The 26,565-nt window shown below is 35.2% G+C and carries 21 protein-coding genes and 1 tRNA gene; 13 read left to right on the forward strand and 9 right to left on the reverse strand.

Annotated features, from left to right (window positions below; genetic code table 11):
* Positions 1 to 3: 3 nt before the first annotated feature.
* Together LPC23_RS02900 and LPC23_RS02905 are read left to right on the forward strand one after the other, a co-directional pair.
* The gene (locus tag LPC23_RS02900) at positions 4 to 669 is read left to right on the forward strand and encodes a head GIN domain-containing protein (protein ID WP_229330973.1); all 666 of its coding nucleotides are present in this window, start codon (positions 4 to 6) and stop codon (positions 667 to 669) included.
* Positions 670 to 695: 26 nt separating this feature from the next.
* The gene (locus LPC23_RS02905; protein WP_229330974.1) at positions 696 to 1,376 is read left to right on the forward strand and encodes a LysE family translocator; all 681 of its coding nucleotides are present in this window, start codon (positions 696 to 698) and stop codon (positions 1,374 to 1,376) included.
* A gap of 369 nt (positions 1,377 to 1,745) precedes the next feature.
* Here the strand turns inward: LPC23_RS02905 and LPC23_RS02910 are convergent.
* Positions 1,746 to 1,816: transfer RNA gene (locus LPC23_RS02910), tRNA-Cys, on the reverse strand.
* Between the two features lie 93 nt (positions 1,817 to 1,909).
* A complete protein-coding gene (gene folB / locus LPC23_RS02915) occupies positions 1,910 to 2,269 on the reverse strand; it encodes a dihydroneopterin aldolase (RefSeq protein ID WP_229330975.1) in 360 nt (119 codons plus the stop codon).
* 149 nt (positions 2,270 to 2,418) lie between these two features.
* Between folB and LPC23_RS02920 the strand changes: the two genes are divergently transcribed.
* The 4 genes from LPC23_RS02920 to LPC23_RS02935 all read left to right on the forward strand — a co-directional run bounded on the left by LPC23_RS02920 (position 2,419) and on the right by LPC23_RS02935 (position 5,775).
* Positions 2,419 to 4,515 (forward strand): glutamine--tRNA ligase/YqeY domain fusion protein, encoded by a 2,097-nt coding sequence (locus tag LPC23_RS02920; protein ID WP_229330978.1) that lies wholly within the window; start codon positions 2,419 to 2,421, stop codon positions 4,513 to 4,515.
* 304 nt (positions 4,516 to 4,819) lie between these two features.
* Complete coding sequence (locus LPC23_RS02925) at positions 4,820 to 5,149, forward strand: YtxH domain-containing protein (RefSeq protein ID WP_229326354.1); 330 nt, start codon at positions 4,820 to 4,822, stop codon at positions 5,147 to 5,149.
* Positions 5,150 to 5,170: 21 nt separating this feature from the next.
* Positions 5,171 to 5,521 (forward strand): competence protein, encoded by a 351-nt coding sequence (locus tag LPC23_RS02930; protein WP_229330980.1) that lies wholly within the window; start codon positions 5,171 to 5,173, stop codon positions 5,519 to 5,521.
* Positions 5,522 to 5,523: 2 nt separating this feature from the next.
* On the forward strand, positions 5,524 to 5,775 hold the full coding sequence (locus LPC23_RS02935) for a DUF6327 family protein (RefSeq protein ID WP_229330983.1): 252 nt from the start codon (positions 5,524 to 5,526) through the stop codon (positions 5,773 to 5,775).
* 12 nt (positions 5,776 to 5,787) lie between these two features.
* Here LPC23_RS02935 and LPC23_RS02940 read toward each other — a convergent pair whose 3' ends face one another.
* Together LPC23_RS02940 and gltX are read right to left on the reverse strand one after the other, a co-directional pair.
* A complete protein-coding gene (locus tag LPC23_RS02940) occupies positions 5,788 to 6,768 on the reverse strand; it encodes an SPFH domain-containing protein (RefSeq protein WP_229330985.1) in 981 nt (326 codons plus the stop codon).
* Between the two features lie 66 nt (positions 6,769 to 6,834).
* Positions 6,835 to 8,340: a glutamate--tRNA ligase gene (gene gltX, locus LPC23_RS02945; RefSeq protein ID WP_229330987.1), complete on the reverse strand. Its 1,506-nt coding sequence runs from the start codon at positions 8,338 to 8,340 to the stop codon at positions 6,835 to 6,837.
* A gap of 131 nt (positions 8,341 to 8,471) precedes the next feature.
* Here gltX and LPC23_RS02950 point away from each other — a divergent pair, with 131 nt between their 5' ends.
* The 6 genes from LPC23_RS02950 (at position 8,472) to LPC23_RS02975 (ending at position 18,245) form a co-directional block, all read left to right on the forward strand.
* Positions 8,472 to 11,741, forward strand: coding sequence for a coiled-coil domain-containing protein (locus LPC23_RS02950; RefSeq protein ID WP_229330989.1), 3,270 nt, complete (start codon positions 8,472 to 8,474; stop codon positions 11,739 to 11,741).
* Positions 11,738 to 12,157 carry an rRNA maturation RNase YbeY gene (gene ybeY / locus LPC23_RS02955; protein ID WP_229326366.1) on the forward strand — a complete coding sequence of 140 codons (420 nt, stop codon included), beginning with the start codon at positions 11,738 to 11,740 and terminating at the stop codon, positions 12,155 to 12,157. Before LPC23_RS02950 ends, ybeY begins: the two co-directional genes overlap by 4 nt.
* A gap of 96 nt (positions 12,158 to 12,253) precedes the next feature.
* The gene (mnmG, locus tag LPC23_RS02960) at positions 12,254 to 14,125 is read left to right on the forward strand and encodes a tRNA uridine-5-carboxymethylaminomethyl(34) synthesis enzyme MnmG (protein ID WP_229330991.1); all 1,872 of its coding nucleotides are present in this window, start codon (positions 12,254 to 12,256) and stop codon (positions 14,123 to 14,125) included.
* A gap of 70 nt (positions 14,126 to 14,195) precedes the next feature.
* Positions 14,196 to 15,044 (forward strand): class I SAM-dependent methyltransferase, encoded by an 849-nt coding sequence (locus tag LPC23_RS02965; RefSeq protein WP_229330993.1) that lies wholly within the window; start codon positions 14,196 to 14,198, stop codon positions 15,042 to 15,044.
* Between the two features lie 245 nt (positions 15,045 to 15,289).
* Positions 15,290 to 15,853 (forward strand): OmpH/Skp family outer membrane protein, encoded by a 564-nt coding sequence (locus LPC23_RS02970; RefSeq protein ID WP_229330995.1) that lies wholly within the window; start codon positions 15,290 to 15,292, stop codon positions 15,851 to 15,853.
* 121 nt (positions 15,854 to 15,974) lie between these two features.
* On the forward strand, positions 15,975 to 18,245 hold the full coding sequence (locus tag LPC23_RS02975; RefSeq protein ID WP_229330996.1) for a helix-turn-helix domain-containing protein: 2,271 nt from the start codon (positions 15,975 to 15,977) through the stop codon (positions 18,243 to 18,245).
* A 36-nt stretch (positions 18,246 to 18,281) separates the two neighbouring features.
* Here the strand turns inward: LPC23_RS02975 and LPC23_RS02980 are convergent, their stop codons facing one another.
* Positions 18,282 to 19,217 (reverse strand): HU domain-containing protein, encoded by a 936-nt coding sequence (locus LPC23_RS02980; protein WP_229330998.1) that lies wholly within the window; start codon positions 19,215 to 19,217, stop codon positions 18,282 to 18,284.
* Positions 19,218 to 19,434: 217 nt separating this feature from the next.
* Here LPC23_RS02980 and dprA point away from each other — a divergent pair, with 217 nt between their 5' ends.
* Entirely contained in the window at positions 19,435 to 20,535 is a 1,101-nt protein-coding gene (dprA, locus tag LPC23_RS02985; RefSeq protein ID WP_229331001.1) for a DNA-processing protein DprA, read from the forward strand.
* 287 nt (positions 20,536 to 20,822) lie between these two features.
* Here the strand turns inward: dprA and trpS are convergent, their stop codons facing one another.
* The 4 genes from trpS to LPC23_RS03005 all read right to left on the reverse strand — a co-directional run bounded on the left by trpS (position 20,823) and on the right by LPC23_RS03005 (position 26,420).
* Positions 20,823 to 21,803 (reverse strand): tryptophan--tRNA ligase, encoded by a 981-nt coding sequence (gene trpS, locus LPC23_RS02990; RefSeq protein ID WP_229331002.1) that lies wholly within the window; start codon positions 21,801 to 21,803, stop codon positions 20,823 to 20,825.
* Between the two features lie 182 nt (positions 21,804 to 21,985).
* Positions 21,986 to 23,857: a M1 family metallopeptidase gene (locus tag LPC23_RS02995; protein ID WP_229331003.1), complete on the reverse strand. Its 1,872-nt coding sequence runs from the start codon at positions 23,855 to 23,857 to the stop codon at positions 21,986 to 21,988.
* Between the two features lie 56 nt (positions 23,858 to 23,913).
* Positions 23,914 to 25,494 carry a S8 family peptidase gene (locus LPC23_RS03000; protein ID WP_229331004.1) on the reverse strand — a complete coding sequence of 527 codons (1,581 nt, stop codon included), beginning with the start codon at positions 25,492 to 25,494 and terminating at the stop codon, positions 23,914 to 23,916.
* A 65-nt stretch (positions 25,495 to 25,559) separates the two neighbouring features.
* Positions 25,560 to 26,420: an MBL fold metallo-hydrolase gene (locus LPC23_RS03005; RefSeq protein ID WP_229331005.1), complete on the reverse strand. Its 861-nt coding sequence runs from the start codon at positions 26,418 to 26,420 to the stop codon at positions 25,560 to 25,562.
* Positions 26,421 to 26,565: the final 145 nt, after the last annotated feature.

Genomic DNA, 26,565 nt, shown 5'->3' on the forward strand with positions numbered 1-26,565 from the left:
ATTATGAAAAAATTACTATTTATTTTATTATTAATCAGTTCATTAACCTATGCTCAAACAGATAAAAAAGTAGGTGATTTTAATAAAGTAACTGCTTTTGATCAAATAACAGTGGAGTTAATTGCATCAGAGGAAAACAAAGTTGTGCTTTCAGGAACTAATTCAGATGTAGTTGAAGTTGTAAATAAAAATGGTGAACTTAAACTTAGAATGCCATTAACTAATTTATTAAAAGGAAATCAAGTTAACGCAAAGGTTTATTATACTGATTTAACTGCTATTGAAGCGAATGAAGGTTCTCAAATTTCATCTGATTCAAGTATAAAAGCAATTGGATTTGAAATTATTGCAAAAGAAGGGTCTGTAATTGATATTAATTTAGAAGTGTCTAATTTAAATGTAAAAATCACAAGTGGCGGTATAGTAAAAACAGCAGGAACAGCTAAAAATCAAGATGTAGTGATTTCAGCAGGTGCTATTTATGAAGCTAAAGAATTAACCACCGAACAAACCGTAATTAGTATCAACGCTGGTGGAGAAGCAACAATTTTTGCAACAGAATTAGCTGACGCAAAAACAAGAGCTGGAGGTGAAATTATGATTTACGGAAACCCAAGTCAAGTCAACAAAAAAACTTTTGCAGGCGGCCGTATTAAAATTGTAAAATAAGTAATTTAATCCTAAACCCAAGACTAATGATAAATGATATTCTAACCGGAATTCCTTGGGGAATTTTTCTCAGTTTTATGATAGGTCCGGTTTTTTTTATTTTAATAGAAACTAGTATTACTAAAGGTTTTAGAGCTGCTTTAACTTTTGATTTAGGAGTAGTATTAGGTGATATTTTCTTTATTGGAGTTGCTTATTTAGGGAGTTACCGTCTAATTGCTAGTTTAAAAGACAAACCTGCTTTATTTATTTTTGGAGGAATTCTAATGGTTGCTTACGGTATTATTTCATTTATTAAATTAAAAAAACAAGCTAAAATTCAGTACGAATCGATTGATGATGAAATCATTAAAAAGAATTACGGAAGCCTTTTTATCAAAGGATTTTTTCTAAATATTATTAATATTGGGGTATTGGGTTTTTGGTTAGCTATTATTATTTCTGTAGGACCTAAATTAGAAATGCAAACCTCCAGAATGATGACTTTTTTTACCTCTGTTATTGTTACTTATTTACTTATTGATTGCTTAAAAATGGTTCTAGCCAAGCAGTTAAAATCAAAGTTAACACCCACTAATATCCTTAAAATTAAAAAAGCAATTAGTATTGTTTTAATCGTTTTTGGATTAGCATTAATGGCTCAGGGTTGGTTCCCTAAAGAAAAAGAAATGGTTAAAAATGCTTGGGAGAAAATAGAGGATAGATAAATATAAACTTCTAAACACACCTAATGTTTTAGCCGGTTTTTTGTACCGACGCTTCGGGAGAACCAGAGTAGGAGCAATAATTTATCTAATTTTAAGATTGCTTCGTGCCTCGCAATAAAACAAAAAAAAGAGACACATTTCTGTATCTCTTCTAGAGGTATCGTCCGGATTCGAACTATAACTTTACTTAATTTTTCCTAAAAATTAATCATAAAAAAAACTCTCAAAAAGAGAGGTTAATTCAGAGGCATCGCCCGTCCCGACACTTCGGGATAAAAGGAGTAGGAGCTTAACTTTATCTAATTTTAAGATTGCTTCGTGCCTCGCAATAAAACAAAAAAAAGAGACACATTGCTGTATCTCTTTCAGAGGCATCGTCCGGATTCGAACCGGAGTAGGAGCTTTTGCAGAGCCCAGCCTAGCCGCTCGGCCACGACGCCAATTGTTTATTGGGTTGCAAATATAGCAAAAACTTTAAAGTTTAAAAGGCTTATGGTAAAAACTTTATCGTTAATGACTATATCACTTAGCTATTAATTTCTATACTCTTCCAATTCAATGGTAACTGCTTCAACATCACCACCAATAGGCGGATTGATTTTAGAAACGCCAATTTTAATTCGGGAAACAGCAGGAGCTTCAGCAAAAACCCGAACAATAATTCGGTGTGCTACATGTTCTAATAATTCAGAACGAATAGCCATTTCTTCTACTACAATTTGGTTTAAAAGAACATAATCCACCGTATCAGCTAATTGGTCTGAAATACACGATTTACGTAAATCTGTTTTTATTTCTAAATCCACTCTGTAATCTGACCCAATTTTACTTTCTTCAACCAAACAGCCGTGATACGAAAAAGTGCGAATATTTTTTAGTTTTATGGTCCCCATTTTTGTTATTTTCTGGATAAATTTTTATCGCTTTGATGGGATAAAAGTACAAAATGTTTTGTTTTTTTAGTTTTAAAGCTCAATTAACCACCTTATACATCGACGAATCACCAACAATTTTGATAACTTTGCTTTTCAAAATTTTTAAAATGGCATCAGAAGAAAAATCATTGCATTTCATCGAACAAATTATAGAAGACAGTTTAGCCTCTGGTTTCCCACAGGATCAATTGCGTTTCCGTTTTCCACCAGAGCCAAATGGGTATTTACACATTGGTCACGCGAAGTCGATTTGTTTGAATTTTGGTTTGGGTTTAAAGTACAATGCGCCTGTTAATTTACGTTTTGACGACACTAATCCAGCTAAAGAAGAGCAGGAATATGTAGATGCTATTAAAGAAGATTTGAAATGGTTGGGATTCAATTGGACCGAAGAATTGTATTCCTCTGATTATTTCCAACAATTATACGATTGGGCGGTACTAATGATTAAAAACGGGAAAGCCTATGTTGATAGCCAAACTTCAGAAGAAATGGCTGCTCAAAAAGGAACTCCAACTCAACCAGGAGTTGACGGACCGTATAGAAACCGTTCTGTTGAAGAAAATTTAACCTTATTTGAAGCGATGAAAAACGGAGATTTTCCAGAAGGAACTCACGTTTTGCGTGCTAAAATTGATATGGCATCGACTAATATGTTGATGCGCGACCCGTTGATGTACCGTATTTTACACCGCCATCATCATAGAACCGCCAACGAATGGAAGATCTACCCAATGTACGATTATGCACACGGGGAGAGTGATTATTTAGAACAAATTTCACATTCTATTTGCACCTTAGAATTTGTGATGCACCGCGAATTATACAATTGGTTTTTAGATCAAATTTATGATGCCAATAAAGTGCGACCAAATCAATACGAATTTGCTCGGTTGAATTTGAATTACACTGTAATGAGTAAAAGAAAACTCTTGCAATTGGTTCAAGAAAACTTTGTAGATGGATGGGACGATCCAAGAATGCCTACCATTTCAGGTTTGAGAAGAAGAGGTTATACTCCGAATTCAATTCGTAAATTCTGTGATATTATTGGCGTAGCCAAAAGAGAAAATGTAATTGATTATTCGCTTTTAGAATTTTGCTTACGCGAAGATTTGAATAAAACTGCGCCTCGTGTGATGGCGGTTTTAGACCCTGTAAAAGTAGTAATTACGAATTATCCAGAAGGAAAAGAGGAGTGGTTGGACGCTGAGAACAATCAAGAAGACGAAAGTGCAGGTTTTAGAAAAGTGCCATTTTCTAGAGAATTATACATTGAAAGAGAAGATTTTTTAGAAGAAGCGCATGCTAAGTTTTTCCGTTTGAGTTTAGGTAAAGAAGTGCGTTTAAAAAATGCCTATATCATTAAAGGAGAGTCGGTTGTGAAGGATGCTACTGGAAATATTACCGAAATTCATGTGTCTTATGACGAAGATAGCCGAAGCGGAAGTGGAAGTGAAGCCAGTCAACGAAAAGTATCTGGAACCTTACACTGGGTGTCAATTGCTCACGCCATAGAAGCTGAAGTGCGTTTGTACGATCGTTTGTTTATTGACGAAGCACCAGACAGCCACAAAGAGAAGAATTTCTTAGAATTTATGAATCCTAATTCGTTGCAAATTAGCACCGGATTTGTTGAGCCAAGTTTGAAAACCGTTCAAGCGGGAGATAAATTCCAGTTTCAACGTTTGGGTTATTTCAACGTTGATAAGGATTCAACGGTTGAAAAGTTAGTTTTCAATAAAACCGTAGGATTGAAAGATGCTTGGGAAGAAAAAGGCAAGAAGGAAGAAAACGTATTGATGAATACGCAAAAAGAAATCAACAAATACGTTAAAGAAAAAGAGGCTTCAGCTGCTGAATTACTATTGAAGACGATTGTCGAAAACATTAAAACCATTGATAATTTCAGTCTAGTCAATCAAACGATTGTAAAAAACATCAAAAATGATAACAATTCATTATTGTTTGCGAATTTAATTTTGGAACATTCAGACAAAGTAAATCCAGCTGATATTGATTCTGAAGCTTTATCAAAATTATATACAATGTCTTTAAAAAGTCAATTGGCTTTAGTTCGAATTGCCGTTTTACAAAACTTGATTCACGACCCGATTCATTTGGATAGCTTCAAATCGATTTTATTTGAATTAAAAGCATCAGAAAAAAACGAAACTGTTTTATCTCTTTTGAACCAAATATAAAAAATCACATTCATAGATTTTATAAATTAAAAACCCGCTGCATAGTGGGTTTTTATTATTATAATTAGTTTTTATTGTTTTATCTTTTTCTATTGATTTAACTAATTAAAAACGACTTAAATAAACCGGTTTTAAAGCGTTTTTTTCTTTTTTACAACCTATCACGTCATTTTGTAAAACAAAAGCCGTTATTAACCTTTAAAAGCGTTTTGTCTTGTAAAAAAAGCACTTTAACGAGTTCTTAACCCACAAAAGAATAAAATTGTTGTATCTTTAAAGTAGGAACCAATAAAAAATAGAAATTATGTCAAATACTTCAGGAAATTCTTTATTAGCACTTTTAACGGGTGCATTAATTGGAGCTGGAATCGGAATTTTGTATGCTCCGGATAAAGGAACAAAAACAAGAGAAAAAATCAAAGATGGTTTTCAGGATGCTAAAGACGATTTGAAACATAAATTAGACGAAGTTTCAGAACAGTTAAAAAGTAAGCTGACGCATTCAAAAGATAATTTAGAAGATTCCTTTGAAGATATGGTTTCTAATGTTAGTCATAAAACCGAAGATCTTATTTCTTTTTTGGAACAAAAATTAGCCGAACTGAAAGAACAAAATGCTAAGTTTCAAAAATAATTGTACCTCAAATCTCAGATTATGGCTTTTGAAGAAATAAAAAATCAAACCGAACAAATTCAAGAACACGCAAAAGGGTATCTTGAAATCAATATGGAGTATTACAAGCTTCGTGGTTTTAAAGTTTTAATGCAATCGACTACTATGATTGTTAAATTCCTTTTAATAGGAATATGTTTGAGTATGGTAATTTTGTTTGGTTCTATTGCTGCAGCATTCGCAATTGGCGCTTATTTAGATAATATTGTTTTAGGATTTTTATCCGTTGGAGGGTTTTATTTAATCCTATCTTTATTATTGTTTTTAGTAAAAGATAAGATTGTTGAAGGACCTATTTTAGAGAAATTTTCTACCATCTTTTTTAATGAATAACCATGGATAAAAAATATTCCTCTTACGATCAAATCAATGCCGATTTAGAAATGCTAAAGCTGGAGAAAGAAATCCATTTGCAGCATATTTTGTTGAACATAGATAAAACCAAAGAATCGCTTCAGCCTGAAAATTTGTTTCAGGAAGCTTTAGCATCTTTAAAATTAAAGTTGTCTAATTCTTACGGGATGATTTTACAAATCGCTATTCCGTATCTAATCAATTGGCTTATCAATAAAAAAAGAGGCGATTAAGCCTCTTTTTATTTATTCTTCGTCTTCAGTAGCGGTTTCTTCTTCACTAATTATTTCTTGAATAACAGGCGTGTCTTTTTTCTTTTTATTTCTACTTTTCATAACTTCACCCACCTGGTTACTTGCACTAAAGCTGGCAATCATATTATTTAGCATATCGCTACCGGCTTGAGGAGAATTAGGTAATAGAATTAAATTAGAATTAGTGTCAGCCCCAATAGCCTGAAGCGTGTCGTAATGCTGTGTAACAACGATTAGTGCTGAAGCTTCTTGTGAATTTATGCCGACTTTGTTTAGTACATCTACACTTTCAACCAAACCTCGAGCAATCTCTCTTCTTTGATCAGCAATACCTTGTCCTTGTAGTTTTTTACTTTCGGCTTCGGCTTGTGCTTTTGCCACAATTCTAATTCTTGACGCTTCTGCTTCAAATTCGGCAACAGTTTTTTCTCTATCTGCCGCATTGATTCGATTCATTGCATTTTTAACTTGAATGTCTGGATCAATGTCGGTTACTAAAGTATTAATAATGGTATAACCATAGGTTGTCATCGCTTCATTAAGTTCCCTTTTTACAGCGATTGCAATATCGTCTTTTCTTTCAAATACATCGTCTAGTTTTAGTTTGGGAACTTCAGCACGAACCACGTCGAAAACATAGGAAGTAATTTGATCGTGCGGATATTCTAATTTATAAAATGCATCATAAACGGTTTCTTTCACTACCATAAACTGAACAGAAACTTTAAGCTTAACAAAAACATTGTCCTTGGTTTTGGTTTCGATAATAACATCCAATTGTTGAATCTTAAGGTTGACTCTGCCTGCTATCCGGTCAATCAAAGGAATTTTTAGTTGAAGACCAGACTGTCTAATACTTAAGAATTTTCCAAAACGTTCAATAATTACTGCGGTTTGTTGTTTCACAGTAAAAAAAGAAGAAAACAAAATAATGATGGCTATAAAGCCAAAAATGATTAAAAATGCATTCATAATATAAAGATTGGGTTAATAATGATTAAATATACAAAAAAAGCCTCTATAAAAGAGGCTTTGAATTTATAATGTTGCTATTGCTTTTTGAATTCGTTGAATCGTTTCTTGTTTTCCAATCAATTCAGCAATGTCAAATAGGTGAGGCCCTTTCAAAGCACCGACTAAACTCAAACGGAAAGGTTGCATTATTTTTCCCATTCCAATTTCGTTTGCCGCCATCCATTCTTTTACAACGGTTTCTATAGTTGAAGTAGTAAAGTCTTGAATCCCGTCTAAAACAGCAATTAAATTTTGCATTAAAGCAGGCGTTTCCTCTTTCCAGTTTTTGGATGCTTTTTCATCATACGAACTTGGCGCTTCAAAAAAGTAGTCACTCAATTCCCAAAATTCCGACACAAAATGCGCACGTTCTTTTATTAAAGAAACAATGTTAATTAATTTATTTTCTTCAATTGTAATTCCTTTTTCTTTCAAAATAGGAGAGAAGGCTTTCGCCAAATCAGCGTCAGACTGTTGCATCAAATACTGGTGATTGAACCATTTATTTTTTTCAGGATCAAATTTAGCTCCCGCTTTATGCACTCGATTCAAATCAAAATTTTGCACTAATTCTTCCAAAGAAAATAATTCTTTTTCAGTTCCGTCGTTCCATCCCAATAGTGCTAAAAAGTTAACCACAGCTTCTGGGAAAAACCCTTTTTCTCTATAACCTGACGAAACACCTTCTTCGGTTGTCCATTCCAAAGGAAATACAGGGAAGCCCATTTTATCGCCATCTCTTTTAGATAATTTTCCGTTTCCAATGGGTTTTAGAATCAAAGGCAAATGCGCAAATTCTGGCGCATCCCAACCAAAGGCGCGGTACAACAAAACGTGTAACGGCATAGAAGGCAACCATTCCTCACCACGAATAACATGTGAGGTTTCCATCAAATGATCGTCTACAATATTTGCTAAGTGATACGTTGGCATTCCGTCACTTTTAAACAATACTTTATCGTCTAACAAATTCGTTTCAAATTTTACGTCTCCACGAATGATGTCTTTTAGATGCAAAGTTTCATTTACCGGAGTTTTAAAACGAATAACATAATCTTCTCCTGCAGCGATTCTTTTTTCGGTTGCTTCTTCAGAAAGCACTAACGAAGTATCTAATTTTTCTCTATTGTGATGATTGTAGATAAATGTTTTTCCTTGTTCTTCGTGTTGTTTTCTATGTGCGTCCAAAGCTTCTGCCGTATCAAATGCATAATAGGCATTTCCAGAATTAATCAATTGATCTGCATAGTGTTGGTATAATTCTTTTCTTTCGCTTTGGCGATAAGGACCAAATTTTTCATTCTTTCCAACAGTTTCATCTGGAGCTATTCCTAACCAATTAAGTGCTTCCAAAATATATTCTTCGGCTCCTGGAACAAAGCGATTTTGATCGGTATCTTCAATTCGTAAGAAGAAAGTTCCGTTATTTTTCTTGGCAAACAAATAATTAAATAAGGCGGTACGAACCCCACCGATATGTAAAGGTCCTGTTGGACTTGGTGCAAAACGCACACGAATTGGCTTTGACATAATAGCTTTTTTTATCTTTTTATTCTTCTGCAAATATAGCTTCAAATTACTTGATATTTTGATTGAATTTTTAACAGCGTTGTATTCTTATAAATTGTTACTTTTATTGGTTAAAAACAAACCGCTCGTATTTGTCAACAGAAGGAATTATATATCAGAAATTAGAAGCTTTCATCAGGAAGTTTTACACCAATGAATTGATAAAGGGAACAATCTTCTTTTTCGGTTTGGGATTACTGTATTTTATTTTCACTTTAAGTATTGAATTCTTTCTTTGGCTGCAGCCAACAGGACGCACTTTTTTGTTTTGTTTGTTTGTTTTGGTTGAATTAGTTTTATTAATTCGCTTCATCCTGTTGCCGACCTTTAAGTTGGTTAAACTACAAAAGGGAATCGATTATCAACAAGCATCTGAGATCATTGGTAACCATTTTAACGAAGTAGGAGATAAGCTGACTAACTTTCTTCAGTTGGCACAAAACAAAGAGCAATCGGAATTGTTATTGGCGTCCATCCAACAAAAATCAATCGAGTTACAACCTATTCCGTTTACCAAGGCTGTTAATTTTAAAGCTAATAAAAAGTATTTGCCGTGGGCAATGGTGCCATTGGTTTGTATTTTGACGTTTTACGCAACGGGCAACGGAACCCTTCTTTCTCAAAGCCTTGACAGAGTAGTACATTATACTTTGCCGTTTGCGCCGCAAGCACCATTTCAATTTAAAATCCTGAATACTTCTTTAACCACCGAAGAGAATAAAGATTTCACCATTCGGGTGAGAACCGAAGGAAAGGTGGTTCCCGAGAAAACAATGATTTTTTTCAATAACGAAAGTTATTATATGGAGTCCGTTCGACCGGGGGAGTTTGAATTTAAAATAACCAATCCCACACAAGACTTGAATTTTCATTTAGAAGCGAATGAAGTTAGTTCCAACGAGCATCAATTAAAAGTTGTTGCATTGCCTTCAATCACTAATTTTGAAATGCAGCTGCGTTACCCGTCTTATTTAAAAAAGAAAACTGAAATTATTCAAGGAACGGGTAATGCGATTATTCCCGAAGGCACCCAAGTAATTTGGAAAATAACTGCCAAGGCTACACAAAAAATGATTTGGAAAAGGGCGGTAACTGAGAATTCTTTTACTAAGCAAGGAAATCAATTTGTTTTATCTAAAAACATTCTTCAAAATACAGATTATCAGATTAGTAGTTCTAATTCTACTGTAAAACAGCACGAAAAGCTGAATTATCAATTAGCGGTTGTGAAAGATCAGTTTCCTACCATTCAAGTAAACCCTGCTCCAGATAGCTTGAAGTTAGGGACAAATTATTATGTAGGTCAAATTGCAGACGATTACGGTTTGTCAAAGCTACAGATAGTGTATTATCCAAAAGACAAACCCACTAATGCTAAACGTGGAACCATCGCAATTAAGTCTGCTGCTTTTGACCAATTTATTTTTTCTTTTCCTAGTAATTTACCAATTCAATCAGGAATTGTGTATGAGTATTATTTTGAGGTTTTTGATAACGATGCATTACATCAATTTAAGAGTACCAAGACCTCTGTTTTTTCTTCTCGTTTAGCTACAACAGAAGAGAAAGAAGAGCAATCCTTACAACAACAAAATGAAAACACGAATAGACTAGAGAAGTCACTCAAGTCTCAAGAAAAGCAATTGTCCGAATTGGATAAATTAAAAAAATTAGGCAAAGAAAAAAACGAGTTTGAATTCAAAGAACAACAACAAGTAGCTGATTTCTTAAAGCGTCAAAAAAGGCAAGAACAAATGATGCGGGAATTTGCTGAAAAGATGAAAGACAACTTAGAAAATTTTAAGTCGGAACAGAAAGATCCTTTAAAAGAAGATTTAGTAAAACGTTTAGAAAAGGCAGCTCAAGAATCCGATCAAAACAAAAAGTTGTTGGACGAACTTCAAAAGTTAAACGACAAAATAGGAGCAGAGGAGTTGCTTCAAAAACTAGACAATTACAAACAGCAAAGCAAAAACCAAACTAAAAATTTAGCGCAATTGGTAGAGCTTACTAAGCGATTTTATGTAGAGAAGAAAGCGGAACAACTGGCCAATAAATTAGACCAACTTTCTAACCAACAAGAGCAGTTATCCAATAAAGGGAAAGATAACAAATCTGACAAGCAGGAGGATATTAATTTGGCCTTTGATAAAATTCAAAAAGAATTGAAGGAGCTTCAAAAAGACAATAAAGAATTAAAATCACCATTGGACTTGCCAAATGAAGAGGCTAAAGAAAAAAGCATTGATGAGGATTTGAAAAAAGCCCTAAACGAATTACAACAAAACAACACTCCAAAAGCGCAATCCAAGCAAAAAGCTGCAGCAAAAAAAATGAAAGAAATGTCTCAAGAAATGAAAGAGAGTATGGAGTCATCCGAGATGGAACAATTGCAGGAAGATGTAAAAATGTTACGCCAAATCACAGATAATCTTTTAGCATTTTCTAATGCCCAAGAAGCGGTAATGAAACAATTTAAATCCACAAAATCAACTTCTCCTTCATTCAATAAAAACTTAAAAACCCAACAAAATTTAAAACAGCAATTCAAACATATTGATGATAGTTTATTTGCGATGTCTTTGCGCAATCCTAAATTTGCCGAAGATGTTACTAAGCAAGTGGGTAATGTTGAATATAACATTAACAATGCTGTTGAATCACTAACAAATTCTCGTTTTGCCAAGGGTGTTTCACACCAACAATTTGCAGTTTCAAGTGCTAATATTCTTGCAGATCGTTTGAGCGATGAGTTGTTCAATATGCAATTGTCGTTATCTGGAATGAGCAGTGGAAAACCAAAACCGGGACAAGGACAAGGAATGCAATTGCCAGACATCATCAAAAAACAACAAGGTCTAGGCGAACAAATGAAGCAAGGGATGAAAGAAAACGGACAAGAAGGTAAGTCAGGCAAACCACAAAAAAACGGTCAAAATGGCGAACAAGGTGAAGATGATGCAGAAACTATTATGCGAATTTACAAAGAGCAACGCAAGCTTAGAGACGCGCTTGAAAGCGAGTTAGAAAAACAAGGATTGGGCAGTAAAGGGCAGTCGGCTTTAGAGCAAATGAAGCAACTAGAAAAGCAATTGTTAAACAAAGGCTTTAAGAACGAAACCATTCAAAAAGCAACGAATATTCAACAAGAATTATTAAAGTTAAAATCAGCACTACAACAACAAGGAGAAGATAATAAGCGCGAATCAGAAACGAATAAAAAGCAATTCTCAAACTCCGCTAAAGGCTTGCCTAAGCCTTTGCTAGAATATTTGAACAGCATTGAAATATTAAATAGACAATCCTTACCTTTGCGCTCGAATTTTAATGAAAAGGTTCAAAATTATTTTAATTATAAATGATCGATTTCAATTACGAAACCAACTTTACTTTAGAGAATGAAGAGGCTATTTCCTCTTGGTTGTCTCAAGTGATTGTTTCAGAAAACAAGAAGGAAGGAGAGATTAATTATATCTTTTGTGATGATGAGTATCTTTTAAAAATCAATTTAGAATATCTCAATCATGACACATTAACCGACATCATTAGCTTTGATTATTCGATGGGGAATGAGTTAAACGGCGATATTTTTGTTTCGGTCGAAAGAGTTCAAGACAACGCAAATGATTTCAAGGTTTCGTTTGAAGAAGAGTTAAAACGCGTATTGGTTCACGGAGTGTTACACTACTGTGGATATAAAGACAAAACAGAAGCCGACGAGCAATTAATGCGGTCTAAAGAAGACGAAAAATTAGCAATGTTTCACGTGGAACAATAATTAATTTTTTTAAATCACAATCAAGATGTTTCACGTGGAACATCTACAAATATATTCAATTCACAATCCTATTATAAGGGTTAAATCAATAAGAAAATGTTTTTAAACGAGTATGATGTAATTGTTGTGGGTGCGGGCCACGCAGGATGTGAAGCTGCCGCTGCCGCTGCAAATCTAGGTTCGACAACCCTTTTGGTTACAATGAGTTTGCAGAACATAGCGCAAATGTCTTGCAATCCTGCTATGGGTGGAATTGCTAAAGGGCAGATTGTTCGGGAGATTGATGCACTAGGTGGGTATTCTGGAATTGTTTCCGACAGAACGGCGATACAGTTTAAAATGCTAAATAAGTCTAAAGGTCCGGCGATGTGGTCTCCGCGAGTGCAGAGTGATAGAATGCGTTTTTCGGAAGAATGGAGAATAATGTTGGAAGCAACTCCCAATCTCGATTTTTACCAAGAAATGGTGAGCGGATTGATTATCGAAAACGGTAAAATTTTAGGTGTTAGAACATCTCTTGGAATAGAGATTAAATCCAAATCTGTGGTCTTAACCAATGGAACTTTTTTAAACGGATTAATTCATATTGGAGAAAAACAATTTGGAGGAGGGAGAGCGGGAGAGAGTGCTTCTTTTGGAATTACAGAGGATTTAGTTAAGGCAGGTTTTCAAGCAGGAAGAATGAAAACAGGAACTCCTCCGCGTGTGGACGGACGTTCGTTGGACTATTCAAAAATGAATGAAGAAAAAGGGGATGCAAAACCGGATAAGTTTTCATATTCAGACATAACAGCTCCATTGATTCATCAAAGATCTTGTCATATGACCTATACTTCTTTAGATGTGCACGACATCTTAAGAGAAGGCTTTGATCGTTCGCCAATGTTTAATGGCCGAATCAAGAGTTTAGGACCGCGATATTGTCCTTCTATTGAGGATAAAATTAATCGTTTTGCCGATAAAGAAAGACACCAATTGTTTGTTGAACCAGAGGGTTGGAAAACCTGCGAAGTATACGTAAACGGATTCTCCACTTCTTTACCAGAAGACATTCAGTTTAAAGCGCTGAGTTCGGTTGCTGGATTTGAGAAAGTAAAGTTTTTGCGCCCAGGATATGCTATTGAATACGATTATTTTCCTCCAACACAATTGAAACACACTTTAGAAACGAAGTTGGTAGAAGGCTTGTATTTTGCTGGACAAATTAATGGAACTACAGGATATGAAGAAGCGGCTTCCCAAGGATTGATGGCGGGTATTAATGCGCATTTAAAAGTACACGATAAAGCGCCTTTAATTTTAAAACGAGACGAAGCGTATATAGGAGTTTTAATTGATGATTTGATTACCAAAGGAACCGAAGAACCGTATCGAATGTTTACTTCACGTGCCGAATATAGAACCTTATTACGCCAAGATAATGCCGATTTTAGACTGACGCCTATGTCGTATGAAATAGGTTTGGCTTCTGAAGCACGTTTACGCCGAATGGAGTTTAAGTTAAACGAGTCAGAAAAAATGGTGAATTTTTTCAAAGAAACCAGCGTTTCTGTTGCCGAAACAAATCCGATTTTAGAAGCAAAAGAGACGGCGCCTATTTCGCAAGGTGATAAGATGTTTAAGATATTTTCACGCCCTCAAATTGACTTAGAGGACATGTTACAATTTGATAAAGTCAAAACATATATTGAAGAAAACAATCTAGATCAAGAGATTTTGGAACAAGCCGAAATTCAAGTAAAGTATTCGGGTTATATCGAAAAAGAAAGAAACAATGCAGATAAATTAACACGTTTAGAAGAAGTTAAAATTCCGGAAGACTTTGATTATAATAAAATCAAATCAATGTCAATCGAAGCGAAACAAAAGTTAAGCAAGATTAAACCTGCAACTATTGCTCAGGCTTCTCGAATAAGCGGAGTGTCACCGAGTGATGTTTCGGTGCTGTTGATTTATATGGGTAGATAAATTGTTCCACGTGAAACTACGTCGTGAAGGCTTGTTTTTAAAAGGATGTATATAAAAGAAAATAATTAAAATGAATATTTCAAACAAAAAGCATTTTCTTACCGTAACAGATTATTCTGTTTCTAAAGAAGTTTTTGAACTGTATCAAGACGAAGAATTGGATATGTTGATTACGCATCCACAACCCTCTTTGGATGTATTAGGGAAGTATTATGAAAGTGCCGATTATATTTCGCATACCGACAGTAAACGTTCTTTGTTTGAAAAAGCCTATCATTTTGTAAAAGGCATCGCTTTAAAAAACAAACTGAATTTAATTAATTCGTTGCAACCCAATAAAGGAAAAATTCTTGACATTGGAGCTGGAACCGGAGAGTTTCTTTCAGTAGCACAACAAAATGGTTGGGAAACTATTGGAGTAGAACCAAGCGATAAAGCCAAACAAATCGCAATAAATAAAGGGGTTTCTTTTGTTGAAACTATTGCCCAATTAGAAGATTATTCTTTTGATGTCATTACGATGTGGCACGTATTGGAACACGTACCTGATTTGAATCACCAGCTAAAAGAATTGAAGCGTTTATTAAAACCAACAGGTTCTTTAATTATTGCAGTCCCTAATTTCAAATCTTTCGACGCTCAACATTATGGGAAGTTTTGGGCGGCCTATGATGTGCCCATTCATTTTTGGCATTTCTCAAAAACAGCTATTCAAAAATTGTTTCAAAGAGAACAAATGGAATTAGTCAAAATTCTGCCAATGAAATTCGATTCATTTTATGTCAGTTTGCTTTCTGAAAAATACAAAACTGGTAGAATGAATTTTATAAAAGCATTTTTCATCGGATTATGGTCTAATATTAAAGCACAATCCGATTTAGAGTATTCTTCACACATTTACATCATAAAAAACTGGTAAAAATCATTTAAAGCGCTTTTAAGGCGCTTTTTTTCTTTTGAAAAGGATTTGTGTTGCCTTTTTCAAGAACTTGCTTTAAAATAAAAAACACGAAGTCACTTTTAATAGCTTTGACTTATAGCTCATGCGAACAACATAACAAAAACTGATACAGTAAAAAATGTAGCATTTTTCTAAGTTTTTGTTAGAGCTACCTAATTTTTTATATTTTTGTCTCATACACTTAAAATTTACAAAATCACAAAATGAAAAAAGTATTAGTAATTATTGCACTTTCAATTTCAGTTATTGCTTGTGACAAAAAAGCAGAGGTTAAAGAAGTTAAAACCGCTTATGTTGACACTTCTAAATTAATGAGCGAATATACAGAGGCAAAAGACTTAGAAGCAAAATACAAAGCACAGGCAGAAGAGAAAGGAAGATTGTTAGAAGCTGAAATTAATCGTTTCAAACAAGATGCAGGAAATTTTCAAGCGCAAGCACAAGCCAATGGTCAAGCTTGGGCACAACAAAGGGGTGCTGAATTACAAAAAAGAGAACAACAATTGGGTTACGCTCAACAACAATTGTCTCAACAATTGCAACAAGAAAGCGGTAAAGAAATGGATTCGTTGGTATCGGGTGTGAAAAAATTCATCAAATCGTACGGAAAAGAAAAAGGATACTCTTATATCTTTGGAACGGGTGACGTAGCTTCAGTTTTATATGCTGAAGACAAATACGACATTACCAAAGAATTAATTGCAGCGCTAAATGAAAAATACAAAGCTAGTGGAGCTAAAGAAGAAAAAGCTCCAGCTAAAAAATAATTAAATTTATTACTACAAAAATGCCTTCATCTTGAACTAGATCGAAGGCATTTTTTTTGAGCCAATTTTACTAAGGAAACTTTATTTTCAATATTTTAGCAATCTCAAATCTACACGCCCAATGCAAACTATTTCTGAAGCCGCTTCTTACACTCTCCGATTTATCAATCAAACACAACGCTCTGTTTTTCTTACTGGTAAAGCCGGGACAGGAAAAACAACGCTTCTTCGTGAAATTATTCAAACCACGCATAAAAATACTGTTGTCGTTGCGCCTACCGGAATTGCCGCTTTGAATGCAGGTGGAGTTACGATTCATTCGATGTTTCAATTGCCTTTCGGCGGATTTATTCCCGATAATTCGGCACCTGATTTTTCAGAAAGCACCAAGTTTGAAACCAAAGCGACTTTACGCAGACACTTCAAAATGAGTGGTTTAAAGAAATCAGTAATTCGCAATATGGAATTGTTGATTATTGACGAGGTAAGTATGCTACGTGCTGATTTGCTAGACGCGATGGATTTTATGATGCAAACAGTGCGCAAAAGAAACCAACCTTTTGGCGGCGTTCAAGTGTTGTTTATTGGGGATTTATTGCAATTACCACCTGTAATTCGAGATGATGAGTGGTATACTTTAAAGAAATATTACAAAGGAAAATTCTTTTTTCATTCGCTTGTAGTGCAACAAAATCCTCCGCTTTATATTGAGCTGGATAAAATCTTCCGTCAGACAGATGATGCGTTTATTTCTGTTTTGAATAACCTGCGCAACAACCAAATTTCAAAAGAAGATATTGCGGCTTTAAATCAATACGTCCAACCTGATTTTGATTTGAAAGCCAATAAAGGCTACATCACTTTAACTACTCATAATGCCAAAGCTGACTCAATGAATACAGAAGCTTTGGAAGCCTTAGAAGGAAAAGAATGGAAGTATTCACCCGAAATAACCGGTGATTTTCCAGACAAGATTTTCCCATTAGATGAAATTTTGCGTTTGAAAGAAGGTGCGCAAATTATGTTTGTTAAAAACGATTTGTCTTTCGACAAAAAATACTTTAACGGAAAAATGGGAGTCGTCAAATCGCTTTCCGCCAAAGAAATTTTAGTCCATTTTCCGGAAGAAAACAAAACGATAGAAGTTGAAAAATACGAATGGCAAAACATTCGCTACAAAGTAAACGACACGACTAAAGAAATCGAAGAGGAGGTTTTAGGCACGTTTGTGCATTATCCAATTAAGTTGGCTTGGGCGATAACCGTTCATAAGAGTCAAGGCTTGACTTTTGACAAAGCAGCGCTGGACGTATCGCAAGTTTTTCTGCCCGGACAAGCCTACGTAGCATTATCACGTTTACGTTCGTTAAATGGGCTTATTTTGCTTTCTCCGCTGCAAATGAATGGTATTTCAAACTACCAGGACGTGATGGACTATTCGTTGAACAAAGCTTCAGAAACGCATTTGGAAAACGCATTACATTTTGAAACCAAAAATTTCATTCATCAGTATTTGGTCCAAACCTTTGATTGGGCTGATTTAGCTCAAGAATGGCGCAATCATCAGTTTAGTTATAATGAAAAATCGGAGGTGTCGTCCAAAGCCAAATATTCGTATTGGGCCAAAGAACAAACTGAACGAATTGAAAAAGTGGTCGATCCCGCAAAAAAGTTTATTCAGCAATTGAACGTGCTTTTTAGTCAAGAAACGGTTGATTTGAATCACATTTCAGATCGAATGCAAGCAGCTTACACTTATTTTTTCAATCCAATGGACGAGTTGGTTTTTGAGATTTTGTGGAAACTAGAAGAAGTAAAGCGACTTAAAAAAGCAAAGGCCTATTTTGACGAGTTAGTGCTTTTAGAAGAACTTCAAACCAAAGCCGTCTTGCGCTTAATGAAAGCCAAACTCTTAATTGAAACGGTTGTGGCGGGAGAAACCATTTCGAAAGAAAAACTGACTTCGCCAGATATAAAATTGTACGTCAGCAGAAAAGTTACTGCGATTCAAGCAACCTTTAAAAAGGTAAATGCCAACTTAATTGACGACGACTTAGACGAAGAACGCTATCTTCCAAAAAAGAAAACAAAATCACCAACCAAGAAAACCACGGTGGAAGAAACCTACGATTTGTGGAAACAAAACAATTCGATAGCCGAAATTGCCTCCATAAGGGTGTTGACTAAACAAACCATTTACGGTCATTTTGTCAAATTAATTCAGTCGGAAAAAGTAGCGATTGAAGACATTATTCCTTCGGATAAATTAGACGAACTTGCGGCTGCGTTTAAAGACTACAAAGAAGAATCTTTGAATGCGTTAATGGAAAAACACGGAGATAAATTCAGTTGGGAAGAAGCCAGAATGTTCAAAGCCAGTTTGAATATATAACATATAAAAAAACCGTCTTTCGAGACGGTTTTTGTTTTATAATGATTCAATTAAAATCCACGCTTGAGGATTTTCTTTTTCTCTGATTTCGTTTTTCAATTTTTCCGCTTCGGTGTAGGTTGTAAAGCTTCCGTAAAGCACCGGATATAAACCGTGTTTGTTGCGCTCAATTCGTTTGGCTTTGTATCCTTTTTCGCTTAAGTCTTCAAAAACACGTTGGGCATTTTTCTCATCTCTAAAAGCTCCTGCCATAATATGATAAGGCAATTTTCCTTCTTTTACAGTAAGTGTAACAGCCGGAATTGGGCTTTCGATGAAGAAAGTAGCTTCTTGTATTTTATTTTGAACCTGTCTTTGAACAGCCGATTCAACAATGATTTTTTGAGTTTCGATTTCATTTTGTACTATAGGATAAGCCACAGTAGCAGTTAACCCCAATCCTAACACGAAAATCGCAGCATACTTCAAGAATGCATATCTGTTTTTGTGTTCTGGAACCAATTGAATTGCTTCTGTCTCTTCTAAATCTTCCAGTTGTTTTTCGAAAATTTCTCTTTTTACAAGAGGAGAAACAAACGGACTCAAACCAAATGAACTACTTAAGTAATTGGTTTGGTCATAGGGAGTGAAAATTAAATTTCTATCGGCATTTAAGCAAAAATCACCTACGTTTTTAATAGAAAAAACACCTGTTTCTTGCAAGGTTTTTTTCCAATTAAACACTTCATATTGAATAGCGCTTACTGCGTATTCATAAGAGGTTTTCTCTGTCTGTGCAATATGATTAGCTAATAAGCCATCATTATTTTTTAAATACGAATTAAAAGAGATCAATTTTTTAGGGGGAAAAAACGAATGGGAACTTTCCACTAGTTGAGCGGATTGGATTTCGGTTAAAAAGGCACCAAAACCAGGTACAGTTACACATTGGTAACGGTACAAAAGTTGCGCGATGTAATTTTCGATTTTCATAGTAACAAAGTTAGGCAACGAAAATAGTTATCAAAATTTTATTCACAATTTTTATTAACAATTGGAATTATTTTTACACTTATTTCTTTTTCAATTAGTTAATAAGATTCGGATTGATTGAAAAATTGAGAAAATGAATTTTTAGCATTAATTTTTATTGTGAAACAAGTGCATTTCAGACATTATTCCTACATTTAGATTCCAAATTTGCCCCCAAATGAACGATCAAGAATTATTTTACTTGCTAGCCCCACAACGCGTTGAAGGTGTAGGCGATATTGTAGCCAAAAAATTGCTAACCTATTTTGGTAATTCTGAAGCAGTTTTCAAAGCCAAGTCATCTCAATTAGCTTCTATTGACGGAATAGGAAATGTCCTTTTGAAAAACATTAAAGACCAATCTGTTTTTGCAAAAGCGGAACGCGAAATGCAATTTATCGCTACCAATTCCATTACCGTCAACACCTTTCAAGATCCCGATTATCCGGAGCGGCTGAAACATTGTTTTGATAGTCCGCTCGTCTTGTTTAGTTCAGGAAACATCGATTTAAAAAACCAGAAAATGATTAGCATTGTGGGTACGCGTCAAATTACTTCGTATGGATCGGAATTTTGCCGTAAATTCATTGAAGAGTTAGCGCCCTTGAACCCTGTTATTGTTAGCGGTTTTGCTTATGGAGTCGATATTGTTGCGCACCAATTGGCTATGGAAAACAACTTACAAACCATTGGCGTCGTAGCACACGGTTTGAACCAAATTTATCCGAAAGCCCATAAAAAATATGTAGCCAAAATGGAAGAAAATGGGGGTTTTATGACTGAGTTTTGGAGTTCGTCCAATCCAGATAAAGAGAATTTTGTGAGAAGAAATCGAATTGTAGCAGGAATGACCGAGGCTACAATTGTGATCGAATCGGCAGAGCGCGGAGGGTCCTTAATTACGGCGAATATGGCCAATGAGTATAACCGAGATGTATTTGCTGTTCCCGGAAGAGTGACCGATAAGTACAGTCAAGGATGCAATACGTTGATTAAAACCCAAAAAGCAAATGTGCTAACCAGCGCAGCCGATTTGATTTATATTTTGAATTGGGATATAAAAAAGGAAGCTAAATCGGTTCAAAAACAACTCTTTGTAGCCTTGGATGAAGACGAACAAAAAATCTATGATTATCTTTTAAAAACAGGCAAAGAATTGCTTGATGTTATCGCGTTGCATTGTGATTTTCCTATTTATAAAATTTCGGGAATCTTATTAAATATGGAATTGAAAGGCGTGATTCGACCTTTGCCTGGGAAGTTGTTTGAGGCAATATGAGGTACGATTTACGATATTAGATATACGATTTACTATATGCAACGTAGATTCAAAAAATTTAACCACATAGAAACATAGATTGAAAATGCAAATAAAAAGAAGGGATAGAAACAACGCTATTTTTCACATAGAGCTATGTGAAAAGTAAAACGTCTATCTCAGTCTTTCAAAACTATTCTTTCTATGTATCTATGTGGTGAAAATAGTCATCATTTGTCGGGTTAACAACTACTTAATTAACTTGAAAACTAAATGGTGAAAATTTGTGGTAATCTGTGGAATTGGTGTTATTCCATTTTTTCGAAGCCTAATTTTGCTCTTACTTTTGCCAAAACACCATTAGCTACATTACTTGCTTTTTGTGCGCCTTTTCGAAGTAATTCGTCTACTTCAGGAAGGGTGTTCATGTAGTAATTGTATTGTGCTCTTTCGGTTTTGAATTTTTCAACAATCAATTCAAACAAAGCTTGTTTAGCGTGACCGTAACCGTAGTTTCCGCCTAAATAATTGGCTTTCATGGTTTCGATTTCACTTTCAGAAGCTAAGAGTTTGTATATAGCAAAGGCGTTGCAAGTATCTGGATTTTTAGGATCTTCTAGCGGTGTGCTGTCGGTTTCTATACTCATAATTTGCTTTCGCAAAGCTTTGTCGTCTAAGAAAATATTGATGACATTATTGGCTGATTTACTCATTTTTCCACCATTGGTACCCGGAATAAGCATACTGTCTTCTTGGATTTTGGCTTCAGGAATAACAAAGGTTTCCCCCATTTGGTGGTTGAAACGAGAAGCCACATCGCGAGTTATTTCCAAATGTTGCAATTGATCTTTTCCCACAGGTACAAACTCAGCATCATACAACAAAATATCAGCAGCCATTAACATAGGATACGAAAACAATCCTGCGTTCACATCGTCTAAACGATCCGATTTGTCTTTGAAAGAGTGTGCCAAAGTCAAGCGTTGGAACGGAAAAAAACAACTCAAATACCAAGACAATTCAGCTGTTTGAGGCACATCCGACTGTCTATAAAACACCACCTTGTCCACATTTAATCCACAAGCTAACCAAGCTGCCGCCGTGCTATAGGTATTAGCACGTAAGGTTTCGCCGTTTTTGATTTGGGTAACCGAATGCAAATCAGCAATGAAGAGAAACGATTCATTTGCTGGATTGTTAGACAATTCAATTGCAGGAATAATTGCGCCTAATAAGTTTCCTAAATGGGGAGTTCCTGTACTTTGAACCCCGGTAAGTATTTTTGCCATTGTTGTTTTTTCTTGTACGCAAATTTCGCAAAGTTTGCGGCATTTTCATAAGCTTTCGGTTCTTTTTTTAAATTAATGAAAATTAATTTAAAACTGATTTACTCGAAACCACCTCAGATTCGATTTTAACCCACAAAAAAAGGCCTAATTGCTTAGACCTTTTTGATAGTAGTGCGAATGAACTATTTTGCTACATAACTATTATTTTCCGGTTTCACATCTGCCATTAAACCACTTGGGTCAAGGGAGATTTTTTTGATGCTCGATTTCGGTTTCGCAATGTTCAATTCATAAGTAGGGTAGGCCCAAGCCCAATCGTTTAACACCGTTCTTTTAACAGCAGGTGTTGGGTTTTCTTTTTCAAAACTCATCATACGCAACGGTATGTAAAAGCTTTCTGAAGTTCCGTCAGTATATTCAACTAACACGTCCATTGGCATTGGCATTCTTCCAATTCGCTCTATAGTTATCAAAGTTGTTGCAGCATTTTCTTTTACCTCTTTAATACCGTAATCAATCGTATTGGTTGTTGCTGTCCAATCCGTTAAATACCAATCTAAATTAGCGCCTGTAACTCTTTCAGCAGTGCGTTTTATGTCGTTAGGTGTAGGGTGTTTGAATTTGAAATCAGCATAGTATTTTTTCAAAGTTTTTAGCAAATTTTCTTTTCCAATCAAATACATCAATTGTGTTAAGAACAATTCACCTTTGCTATACGAAGTGATGCTGTATACGCGGTTTTCGTCAAAACGATCAGCGTGGGTGCTTTGAGGTAATTCTTTTCCGGAATTGGCCATCCAAAAATACCCTTTATAAGCTCCACTAAAAGGGTTTTCTACTTTTGTTTCTGCAATTTCATTCAATCCATAATCTTCTAAGAAAGAAGTAAATCCTTCGTCCATCCAACCGTGTTTCGATTCGTTAGACGCTAGAACGTGTTGGAACCAAGAATGTGCCATTTCGTGAGCGGTTACACCAAGTAAACCATCCCAATCTCCTTGACCTAAAATCAACGTACACATAGCATATTCCATTCCGCCATCGCCCCCTTGAATCACAGAATATTGTTTGTACGGATAATTCCCAACGGTTTTGTTGTACACTTCCATCAACTGAACTGTTTTTGGCTGAAGATTTTTCCAGTTTTGAATGTATTTTGGATTGTTTTTGTACAAAAAGTGTAGGTCTACATCATTAGGTCCTTTCACTACATCGTGAATATAATCTTTGTCTGCAGCCCAAGTAAAATCGTGTACCATTGGCGCAATAAAGTGCCAAGTAAGTGTTTTGTTTTTCTTTGGATGAACCACCGTAATTCCGGCATCTTGGTAACCGTGACCAATTTCGTTTTTGTTTTGCAAATAGCCCGAACCTCCTAAAATATAGTTGGAATCAATGCTGATTTTTACATCAAAATCCCCCCAAACACCGTGAAATTCTCTAGCGATGTAAGGATTGGCGTGCCAACCTTCAAAATCAAATTCGGCTAATTTAGGATACCATTGCGCCATAGATAATTCAACGCCTTCGGCATTATTTCTTCCAGAACGACGAATTTGAACCGGAACTTGACCGTCAAAATTAAGGCTGAAAGTAGTTTTTGAATTTGGTAAAATAGGTTTTGCCAAAGTCACTTCTAATATTGTTCCCACTTCTTTTGTAAAAGCTGTTTGCCCATCTTGTTTGAAATTAGAAACGTGTAAATAGCCAATTTCATTTGGTTTCAAATTTTTGATTCGGCTTTCTTTAACTTCTGTATCGCCCACTTTTATTTTATGAACCATTCTACCGTCTGGATCTTTAATACTTTGGATACGCGCATCCATTTCGCTTCCAGGCTGAAAGGCATTATTGAACAAATGATAATACACTTTTCGTAAAGTGTCTGGCGAATTATTGGTATATACCAATTCTTGTTTTCCTTTGTATTGATAGGATTTCACATCCATTTTCACGTCCATTTTATAATCAACGTGTTGTTGCCAATAGGAAGCGTTTTGCGCTATTCCAGCTAATCCAAAAGAAAAAGTAGCGATTAAAAAGAGGTTCTTCATGGTTTAAAATAAAAAAGGAAGGGCAAAAGCCCTTCCAAGTTAGTATTATTTTTCGATTATTTTTTTGACATTTTTTCAGCCATTTGTAACGCATTAAAAGCATTTACAATCTTCCCTGATTTAGAAAGCGCAGAAAACGGACGCGTATCAGAAGCTTTTCCTCCTACGATTACATTATTATCTAAAGCCACCCCTGAATCCATTAAAATGTGTTTCACTTGCTTAGCAGTTAATTTAGGATAATGAGAACGAATCAAAGCAGCAACACCAGCTACATTTGGAGCCGCCATCGAAGTGCCTTGTAAAAAACTGTAGGTGTTTTTTGGAGTAGTAGCATAAATTTTAACCCCTGGAGCAAAAACGTCCACATTTATTTTTCCAATATTAGAAAAACGAGCAACTACTTTGTCTCCAGTTTCAAAATTCAATGCACCAACGGTAATAAAATTATCAGCAAACTCAGTTAGCTTATCGTCTGAATCGTTAGGGAAATTATCGTTATAATCGATGTCTTTGGCATCATTTCCAGCAGCGTGAACAATTAAAACGTCTTTTTTCTCTGCATATTTAATAGCATCGTACACCCATTGTTTTTGAGGAGAAAATGCTTTTCCGAAACTTCCATTAATTACTTTTGCGCCATTATCTACCGCATAACGAATTCCCAACGCAATATCTTTGTCATATTCGTCTCCGTCTGGAACGGCACGAACAGTTAAAATTTGAACATTATTAGCAATTCCATCACCCCCTAAATTGTTGTTACGTACTTGAGCTACTATTCCCGCAACGTGAGTTCCGTGACGCGCTTCCTCTTTGTCTGGCCCAATAACATTGTTGTTTCCGTATTTAGTTTTGGTAATATCGTTTGGATTATCTCCTAGTACTTTTCGGTAATCTGTTTTAAGATTGTCTCCGTTTAACAAAGCCAAGAAACCATCTAATTGTTTTTGCACAACATCTTTCAATTCTGTCATTGACATTCCGTAAGAAAGAATACGTTGCATGTCTGATTTACTTTTTAAAATAGCCGGATCTTCTGATGTTATAGCATTAACTTCCTCGACGGTATAAGTTGTTTTTCCTAATACTTTACTAATTGTAACCTGACTTTCAGCAAGGGTTACTAACATTTGCTCTAAACGGGTTTTACCTTGAGCCGCTTCAGCTACTTTTTTGTCATTCATTGCTTTGGCAGCCAAATATGTTTTTTCATCAACTAACGATTTGTATTTGATTATACGTTCGTATTCGACATTTTCTTTGGTAATGTCCCCTAAAAAATTCCATCCGTGAATATCGTCGATGTATCCGTTTTTGTCATCGTCAATTCCGTTGCCAGGAATCTCTTTTTTATTGGTCCAAACCACTGATTTTAAATCATCATGCTCAATGTCAACTCCAGAATCAACAATTCCTACAATTACAGGAACTCCTTTTTTTCCTTTTAATAATTCGGCATACGCTTTGTCAACGCTCATTCCAGGAATAGTGTCTTTGGCTAGATCCAAATGACTCCATCGATTCATTTCGACTTCTGTTAGTTTCGCTTTTTTAGTTAAAGTTTGTGCAGTTGTCGAAAGCGATAAACCTGCCATCACAACAAGTGATAAAAAAGAAATAGTATGTTTTTTCATGGTGTAAATTTTATTAATTATTCAAAAATACTTTTAATTATTAGATAGTAATGCAATGCTTAAATTTATTTTAACAATTCTTCAGCAGAAAACACATCTTTTAAACGCACCCCTTTTTCGGTTTTTTCTACGGTGATGATTTCGTTGTGCGCATCATGTTCTAAAAACAAATAGAAATTGTTCTCTGCCGCCATGTTCATGAATTTTGTTTTTTCCGGCATGGTTAATAGTGGTCGGGTGTCGTAACCCATTACATAAGGAATTGGAATATGGCCAGCCGTAGCCAATAAATCGGCACAAAAAACAATCGTTTTGTCTTGGTATTGGATGTGCGGGATCATTTGCTTTTCGGTGTGCCCATCCACAAATAAAATTCCAAAGCCCAGGTCCGATTTCGATAAGAAATCGCTTTCCGGTCTTTGAATAAAACGCAGTTGTCCGCTTTCTTGCATGGGTATAATGTTCTCTTTCAAGAACGAGGCTTTTTCTCTCACATTGGGTTCAGTTGCCCATTGCCAATGGTTTTCATTGCTCCAAAAAGTCGCGTTTTTAAAAGCAGGTTCATAGCCCGTTTTATCTTTATTCCATTGAATGCTTCCTCCACAATGGTCAAAATGCAAATGCGTCATAAACACATCGGTAATATCATCGCGATGAAAACCGTATTTTGCCAAAGATTTGTCTATCGAATGGTTTCCCCAAAGCGAATAATAGCCATAAAACTTTTCTGACTGTTTGTTTCCCATTCCGGTATCGATTAAAATCAAACGGTTTCCGTCTTCAATTAACAGACAACGTGCTGCAATATCAATTAAATTATTGTCGTCGGCAGGATTGGTTTTGTTCCAAATGGTTTTTGGCACCACACCAAACATAGCACCGCCATCGAGTTTAAAATTTCCGCTTTCTATTGGGTATAATTTCATAATTATAGATTGTTTATTTTGTAATTTAGCAACTCTTCCGCTATTGATTATTTTAATCGATTTTTTCTATTTCAATATTAGTTATAAAAATCTTAATTTTTATTTCAATTCTTTTAAAAGGTAGTATCTTTGGCGTTTATTTAGA

The organism is Flavobacterium ammonificans (assembly GCF_020885975.1).
GTDB classification, from domain to species: domain Bacteria; phylum Bacteroidota; class Bacteroidia; order Flavobacteriales; family Flavobacteriaceae; genus Flavobacterium; species Flavobacterium ammonificans.